Below are 9,176 nucleotides of genomic sequence, written 5' to 3' on the forward strand. Positions count from 1 at the left end.
CACAGCCTCAGCACCAAGCCCAGCCAACTCCGCGACCAACTCGGCAGCACCCGGCGCCTCCACACCACGCCGACTCACCAACACCAAACGACGCACACCACGCCCAGCCAACCACCGCGCAACATGCCCACCCAACCCACCAGTCCCACCCGTCACCAACACCGCACCAGACGGCACCCACTCATCCGCGGCGTCCCCCACCGGCGCCCGCACCAAACGACGCGCCAACACCCCACCACCGGATACCGAAACCTGATCCTCACGCCCATCCGCCAGCACCCCGGCCAACCCAGCGGCAGCCCGCTCGTCCAGCACCTCGGGCAGATCAACCAACCCACCCCACCGCTCCGGCAACTCCAACGCCGCGACCCGACCAAGACCCCACACCAACGCACCATCCACCGCACCCCTGGTCACCGCCCACACCCGGCCACCAAGATCCGCCTTGATCAGCGCGATCGTCTCCTCGGCGGCCAGCAGGGACACCACCCCCGCCCAGTCACCGGCCTCGGGCCGGTCGGCGGTGACCACGTCGGCGCCAGCGGCCCGCAACGCGGCGACGACATCGTCCCCACCCGAGCCGACGACGAGCCACGTGCCGGACAGGGCCGCCGTCCGCCGCTCGACCGGTTCCCACACGACCCGGTACCGCCAACCGTCCACAAGGGACCGTTCGCGCCTGCCCCGCCGCCACGCGGACAACACCCCGACGACTCCGTCGAGACCGTCCGGCGCGGCGCCGATGGTCTCGGCGACGGTCGCGGCGTCACCGGACTCGACGGCGCTCCAGAACCGCCCTTCGATCGGGTCGCCTCCCGTCGCAGGCGGGTCGATCCAGTACCGGGCCCGCTGGAACGGGTAGGTCGGCAGCGGCACCCGCCTGCCCCCTGGCGCGAACCGCGCCCAGTCGACGTCGACCCCGCGGACGTGCGCACCGGCCACCGCGGCCAGCACGGTGCCGACCTCGTCGCGGCCGCGGCGCAGCAGCGGGCAGGCATCGTCGACGTGGGCGGAGAGCGCCCCGTCCGGGCCAAGTTCGAGGAAGGTCGTCACGCCGTCGGCGACCAGTCTCGCCACCCCGTCCGCGAACCGGACCGTGTCGCGAACCTGCCGCACCCAGTACGCCGGATCGGTCACCGCGCCCGGCAGGGAGATGCTGGGTTCGTGGTAGGACAACGACTCCGCGACAACGGCGAACTCCGCCAGCATCGGCTCCATCAGCTTCGAGTGGAACGCGTGCGACACCACAAGACGCTTCACCCGGCGGTCTTCCGACCGCCATCGCCGCTCCACCGCGTCGATCTCGGCGACCGGACCGGACACCACCAGCGACGTCGCACTGTTCACGGCGGCGACATCGACACCCGCCGGAACGTCCTCTTCGGACACGTCGGCGGCCAGCATCGCCCCGCCAGCAGGTAAAGCCGCCATCAACCGACCACGAGCCGCGACCAACGTGCAAGCGTCGTCCAGCGACAACACCCCGGCGACATGCGCGGCAGCAAGCTCACCAATCGAATGACCCAGCAAGTAGTCCGGCCGCACGCCCCACGACTCCAGCAACCGGAACAACGCAACCTCAAGCGCGAAGATCGCCGCCTGCGCACCATCAGTCCGGTTCAGCGACTCCTCGTCGTCAACAGGAACCCGGTCGAACCGCGAACACACCTCATCCCACGCGGCCGCGAACACCGGGAACGCCGCATACAACTCACGACCCATCCCAGGTCGCTGAGAACCCTGACCGGTGAACAGGAACGCCGTCCGCCCACCCGTGTCGACGCCGCAGACCCGGTCGTCCCCGATCAACACGGCACGGTGCGGCAGCCGCGCCCGGGTCGTCGCCAGCGAGAACGCGACGTCGACCGGGCCGGGCAGCGCGCGGACGGACTCGACCAGTTCCTCCAGCGCGGCCGAGGACCTGGCCGACACCGCCAGCGGCACGGTCCCCCACGGCACGGTCCGGTCGGCGGGTTCCGCCGCCTCTTCCGCCTGCGCCTCTTCGATGATGACGTGCGCGTTGGTACCGCTGACCCCGAACGCGGACACCCCGGCCCGGCGCGGACGGCCGGCCACGGTCCAGTCGCGGGCCTCGGTCAGCAGCGACACCGCGCCACGCGACCACGGGACGCCCGGGGTGGGACTGTCGACGTGCAGGGTGGCGGGCATGCGCCGGTGCCGCAGCGCCTGCACCGCCTTGATGACACCGGCCAGGCCGGACGCGGCCTGGGTGTGCCCGATGTTGGACTTCAACGACCCCAGCCACAGCGGCTCGGTCCGGTCCTTCCCGTACGTGGCAAGCAATGCCGACGCCTCGATCGGGTCGCCGAGCCGGGTGCCGGTGCCGTGTCCCTCGACCAGGTCGACCTCGGCGGGGGTGAGCCGGGCGGCGGCCAGCGCGGCGCGGATGACCCGTTGCTGTGCGGGCCCGTTGGGCGCGGTGAGCCCGTTGGACGCGCCGTCGGAGTTGACCGCCGACCCGCGCACCACCGCGAGGATCTCGCGACCGTCGCGGACGGCGTCGGACAGCCGCGTCACCAGCAGCACCGCCGCGCCCTCGGCCCAGCCGGTGCCGTCTGCCGCGGCGGCGAACGACTTGCACCGCCCGTCCTCGGCGATGCCGCCCTGCCTGGCGAACTCGGCGTAGGTGGATGGCGACGGCATGACCGTGACACCGCCGACGACCGCGGCGTCGCACTCGCCACCCCGTAGCGCCTGCACCGCCATGTGCAGCGCCACCAGCGACGACGAGCACGCGGTGTCCACGGTGACCGCGGGCCCCTCCAGCCCGAACGCGTACGCCACCCGGCCGGAGATCACGCTGTTCGCGGTCCCGGTCAGCGCGTGGCCCGCCAGCTCGGCAGGCACGTCGGCGCCTGCGCCGTAGCCGGAGTCGGAGGCGCCGACGAACACGCCGGTCCTGCTGCCCCGCAACGCGTCCGGGGCGATCCCCGCCAGTTCGAGGGTCTCCCAGACCACCTCCAGCAGCACCCGCTGCTGCGGGTCCATGGCGGTGGCCTCGCGCGGGGAGATCCCGAACAGGCCGGCGTCGAAGCCGGTCGCGTGGTCGATGAACCCGCCGACCTTCGCGTAGGCGGCCGGTCCGGTGTCCCAGCCCCGGTCTTCCGGGAAGGCGGTGACCGCGTCGCCTCCGGTGGCGACGAGCCGCCACAGGTCGTCGGGTGAAGCGACGCCGCCGGGGAGCCGGCAGCCGGTCCCGACGATCGCGATGGGCTCGCTGGCGGCGGCGGTGAGGCGGCGGTTCTGTTCCCGGAGCCGCTCGGTCTCCTTGAGAGACGCGCGCAGGGCTTCGACGGTCCGTTCCTCGCGTGTGGTCATGGTTCTGCTCCGAGTCATCGGGGTGCGTCAGGAGTCGTGGGTGTCGAGCGCGGTCTGGATCAGCGCGTCGAGGTCCATCAGGTCGAGTGCGTCGGCCGGGTCGGCCGACTCGCCGCCGGGGGTGTCACCGGGGGTGTCGCCCGCGAGCCCGGCGAGGCGCAGCATCACGTCGAGCACCCCGGCGTCGCGGAACCGCGACAGCGGGACGGCGGCGAGCGCCCGCCGGACCGCGTCCTCGTCCTCGTCCCCGTCGGCCGCGAGTTCGTCGCCGAGATACGCGGCGAGTGCGAGCGGGGTCGGGTAGTCGAAGACCAGTGCCGAGGACATGGCCAGTCCGGTGGCGTCGGCGACCCGGTTGCGCAGGGCGACCGCGGTGAGCGAGTCGAACCCCAGGTCGGCGAACGAGGCGGCGGCGGGGACAGCCGCCGTCCCGTCATGGCCGAGCACGGCCGCGGCGTTGGTGCGGACCAGGTCGAGCAGCGCCCGTTCCCGCTCGGCCACGGGGGCCGCTGCGAGCCGCTTGGCCAGGTCGGTCGGTCCGTCCGGCGGCGGGGTTTCCGTTGTGGTGCCGGAGAATTCGCCGATCAGGGGGCTTGGCCGGACGGCGGTGAAGACCGGGGTGAAGCGAGCCCAGTCGACGTCGGCGACGGTGACGCAGGGGACACCACTGCCGACGGCCCCGGCGAGAGCGGCGACGGCGGGTTCGGTTGGCATGGGCCGCAGGCCGCGCCGGGCCAGGTACTCGCCCGCCGCGCCTGCGGCCATGCCGTCCCCGGCCCACGGGCCCCAGGCGACCGCGGTCGCGGCGCGTCCCTGCCATCGGCGGCGTTCCGCCATGGCGTCGAGGTAGGCGTTGGCGGCCGCGTAGGCGGCTTGGCCGCCGCTGCCCCAGACTCCGGCGATCGAGGAGAACAACACGAACGCGTCGGCGTCGGGCAGCAGTTCGTCGAGGTGGCGGGCGCCGGTGACCTTCGCGCGGATCGCGTCGGCGAACGCGGCGGGGGTGAGGTCCGCCAACGGGGCGCCGTCGTCGACGCCCGCCGTGTGGACGACCGAGGTCACGGCGTGCTCGGCCACCAGTGCGGCAAGGGCGTCGCGATCCGTGACGTCGCAGGCCACGACGTCGGCGCGGGTGCCGCGTTCGGTGAGTTCGTTGACGAGACCGGCCGCACCCGGCGCGTCCTGGCCGCGACGGCTGGTGAGCACGACGTGCCGGGCGCCACGGTCGGCGAGCCAGCGGGCGACGTGGCCGCCCAGTGCGCCGGTGCCGCCGGTGACCAGCACCGGCCCCGACGGGGTCCACGTGCCGGCCGGGGTGGCCGGGTCGGCGGGGGTCAGCCTGCGCGCGAGTACGCCGTCGGCGCGGACGGCCACCTGGTCTTCCGTGCGGTCGGCGAGGACCGAGACCAGCAGCTGTCCGGTGTCCCCGTCCAGGGTCACGGGCAGGTCGACGAGACCGCCCCAGCGGTCGGGGTGCTCCAGCGCCGCGACGCGGCCGAGTCCCCACACCATGGCCTGGTCCGGGTCGGGCGCATCATCGTCCGATGTGGACACCGCGCCCCTGGTCGCGCACCAGACCGGCGCGCCGAGGTCGTCGGCGAGCAGGCCGAGCACGGCCGTGGCGTCCAGTGTGGACACGATGCCGGACCAGCCGCCGCGACTGGGGGTGTCGGCCTGTACGACCTCCGCGCCGCCGTCGCGCAGGGCGTCGGCGATGTCGCGGGTGTCCCCCGGTGTGCCGAGGACGAGCCAGCGACCGGACAGGACCCCTGGCCGGACGGGGCAGGGACGCCAGGCGACCTGGTAGCGCCAGCTGTCGGCGGCGGTGCGGTCCTGGCGGTTCTTACGCCAGGCGGACAGGGCGGGCAGGACGGTGCTCAGCCCGTTGCCGGGATCGAGGTGGAGGGTGCCCGCCACCTGTTGGAGGTCGCCGTTGTCGACGGCGGCCCAGAACTCGGCCTCGGCGGGGTCGGCGGTGGCGGGTGCGGCACTCAGCCAGTACCGCGTGCGCTGGAAGGCGTAGGTGGGCACGTCGGTCCGGGGGCCGGAGACGATCCTGGTCCAGTCGACCGGGGTGCCCCGCGTCCACGCTCCGCCGACGGCGGTCAGCACGGTCTCGACCTCGTTCCGGCCGCGCCGCAACAAGGCGACGGCGCCGTCGACGTGCGCGGACAACACCGGATCGGGCCCCAGCTCCAGGAACGACGTCACCCCCTGACCCCGCAACGCCGCGATCCCGTCGGCGAACCGCACCGTGTCGCGGACCTGCCGCACCCAGTACGCCGGATCGGTCACCGCACCCGGCAACGAGATCCGCGGTTCGTTGTAGGACAAGGACTCCGCGACGGTGGTGAACTCCGCGAGCATCGGCTCCATCAACTTCGAATGGAACGCATGCGACACCACCAGCCGCTTCACCCGGCGGCCTTCCGACCGCCACCGCTCCTCCACCGCGTCGATCTCGGCAACCGAGCCGGACACCACCAGCGAGGTCGCACTGTTCACGGCGGCGACATCGACACCCGCCGGGACGTCCACTTCGGACACCTCAGCGGCCAGCATCGCCCCACCAGCAGGCAACGCGGCCATCAACCGGCCACGTGCGGCGACCATCGCGCAAGCGTCGTCCAGCGACAGCACACCAGCCACGTGCGCGGCGGAAATCTCACCAATCGAGTGCCCCAGCAGGTGATCCGGCGTGACACCCCACGACTCCAGCAACCGGAACAACGCCACCTCAAGCGCGAAGATCGCCGCCTGCGCACCATCAGTCCGGTTCAAGGCTTCCTCGTCCTCGATCGGGATACTCCCCAACCGCGACGACACCTCATCCCACGCGGCAGCGAACACCGGGAACGACTCGTACAGCTCCCGACCCATCCCGAGTCGCTGCGAACCCTGACCGGTGAACAGGAACGCTGAGGCGCCCGGGGTGGCGGTGCCGTGCAGGACGGCCGGGCCGGGGAAGTCGGCCAGTACGCGGGTGTCCGGGTCGCGGACCAGGACGACGGCCCGGTGGGCGAGCCGAGCCCGGCGGGCCAGGGTGGCCGCGACCGCGACGGGATCCCGGTCGGTGTCGAGCCGGGTGGCCTGCGCGTGCAGCGCCTCGGGTGACGCGGCCGACAGCATCCACGGCACCGTGCTCGGCGCGATCACCGGCTCGGGTGTCTGGCCGGGGGCCTGTTCCAGGACGATGTGGGCGTTGGTGCCGCTGACACCGAACGAGGACACACCGGCCCGGCGGGGCCGCCCATTGGTCTCCCATGGCCGGGTCTCGGTCAGCAGCTCGACCGCACCCGCCGACCAGTCGACGTGCGGCGACGGCTCGTCCACGTGCAGTGTCATGGGCAGCACACCTTCCCGCATGGCCATCACCATCTTGATCACCCCGGCGACACCCGCGGCGCCTTGGGCGTGCCCGATGTTGGACTTGACCGAACCCAGGAACAGCGGCGCGTCCCGGTCCTGCCCGTAGGTGGCGAGCACGGCCTGGGCTTCGATCGGGTCGCCGAGCCGCGTGCCGGTGCCGTGTGCCTCCACGGCGTCCACATCGGACGGTGCAAGGCCCGCGCTGGTCAGCGCGGCCCGGATCACCCGTTGCTGTGACGGGCCGTTGGGTGCGGTCAGGCCGTTCGACGCGCCGTCCTGGTTGACGGCGGTGCCGCGCACGACCGCGAGGACCTGGTGGCCGTGCCGGCGCGCGTCGGACAGGCGTTCGACCAGCAGCACGCCGACACCCTCTGACCATCCGGTCCCGTCGGCGGCCGAGGAGAAGGGTTTGCACCGGCCGTCGGGGGCGAGGCCGCGCTGGCGGCTGAACTCGGTGAAGATGCCGGGAGTGGCCATCACGGTCGCGCCACCGGCGAGTGCCATCGTGCACTCTCCCGACCGCACGGCCTGCGCCGCCAGGTGCAGCGCCACCAGCGACGACGAGCAGGCGGTGTCGACGGTCATGGCGGGGCCCTCGAGGCCGAACGTGTAGGCGATGCGGCCGGACGCGACGCTGGTCGCACTGCCGGTCAGCAGGTGTCCCTCGACCTCGCCGACGGCACCGGACAGGGGCAGACCGATGCCGTAGTTGGAGGCGGCGACGCCGACGAACACGCCGGTCTGGCTGCCGCGGACAGCGTCCGGGTCGATCCCGGCCCGTTCGAACACCTCCCATGACGCCTCCAGCAGCAGACGCTGCTGCGGGTCCATGGCGAGAGCTTCGCGCGGGGAGATCCCGAACAGGCCCGCGTCGAAGTCCGCGGCGTCGGAGACGAAGCCACCCTCCCGGGCGTAGGTGGTGCCGGGGCGGTCCGGGTCGGGGTGGAAGAGCGCGGGCAGGTCCCAGCCTCGGTCGGCCGGGAAGGCCCCGATGGCGTCTCCCCCGGTGGCCACGAGCCGCCACAGGTCCTCCGGTGAGGCGATCCCGCCCGGGTAGCGGCAGCTCATGCCGACGATCACCACGGGGTCGTCGGTGGCCTGTGCCCGGTGTTCGACCGCCTGTCGTTCCTGTGGCGTATCGACGAGTTCGGTCAGCACGTGGCCTGCGAGGGCGGCGGGGGTGGGGTGGTCGAACACGACGGTCGCGGACAGCCGCAGTCCGGTGGCCGTGCCGAGGCGGTTGCGGAGTTCGACGGCGGTGAGTGAGTCGAAGCCGAGTTCGGAGAACGCACGCCCGGGTTCGATCGCGTCGGCGTGGCCGTGGCCGAGGACGGCGGCAGCCTCCCCGCACACCAATCCGGTCAGCAACCGGACGCGTTCGGCGTCGGGCAGCCCGGCGAGCCGCCCAGCGAGGGTGGCGGCGCCGACGACGCCGGCCGCGCGTTTCGGGGTGGGCCGGACCAGCGCCCGCAGCAGCGGCGGCACCGTGCCGTCCTTGCCGGAACCCAAGCGGGCGGGGACGACGTGGGGGTGACCGACACGGTGGGCGAGGTCGAACAACGCGAGACCGTCCGCATCGGACAGTGCAGGCCCGAGTCGTGTCTTGTCGACCGCGGTCAAACCACCGCTGATGCCGCTCTCCCGTTCCCACAACCCCCACGCCAGGGAAACCGCGGGCAACCCGGCGGCACGCCGCTGGAACGCCAACCCGTCCAGGACCGCGTTGGCGGCCGCGTAGTTGGCCTGCCCCGCGGTCCCGAACAACGCCGACGCCGAAGAGTAGAGGGCGAACACCGCCAAATCGAGGTGAGCGGTCAACTCGTGCAAATGCACCGCCCCATCCACCTTCGGCGCGAACACCGCGGCCACCCGCTCAGGCGTCAACGACTCAACCAAACCGTCATCAACCACACCCGCCGCGTGCACCACACCCGTCAACGGATGCTCTGCCGGAATACCCGCCAGCACCGCAGCCACCGCATCCCGATCCGACACATCACAGGCAACCACCCGCACATCCGCGTCCAGATCAGGAACCACACCACCACTGCGGCTCAACAAAACCAGATGCCGGACCCCATGTGTGGTGACCAGATGCTCCGCCAAAAGTCCACCGAGGGCTCCGGTCCCACCCGTGATCAGAACCGTGCCCTCCGGATCCAGGGCGCGCGGCATCATCAACACGTTCTTGCCAATGTGCTTACCCTGCCCCACAAACCGGAACGCCGACTTGGCGTCACGCACATCCCACGCACGAACGGGAGAGAGGCGCAGGGCGCCGCTGCCGAACAGGGCGAGCAGGTCGAGCAGCATCTCCTGAATCCGGTCATGCCCGGCCTCACTCAAATCGAACGCCCGGTAAACAACCCCCTCGGGAGAACGCAGATCGGCCTTGCCCATCTCGATGAACCGGCCACCCGAACCCAACAAACCCAACGACGCGTCAATGAACTCACCGGTCAGAGAGT

At 72.3% G+C, this 9,176-nt stretch carries 1 protein-coding gene and 1 pseudogene; both read right to left on the minus strand.

Annotated features, from left to right (window positions below; genetic code table 11):
• Window positions 1-3,327 (minus strand): annotated as a pseudogene (locus tag WBA97_RS15385) (type I polyketide synthase); the annotation flags it as partial.
• Window positions 3,328-3,366: 39 nt separating this feature from the next.
• Window positions 3,367-9,176: SDR family NAD(P)-dependent oxidoreductase (locus WBA97_RS15390; RefSeq protein ID WP_424231488.1), on the minus strand; the 5,810-nt coding region annotated here is incomplete at its 5' end.

The sequence above is a fragment of the Actinophytocola sp. genome (assembly GCF_049647105.1).
GTDB lineage: Bacteria > Actinomycetota > Actinomycetes > Mycobacteriales > Pseudonocardiaceae > Actinophytocola.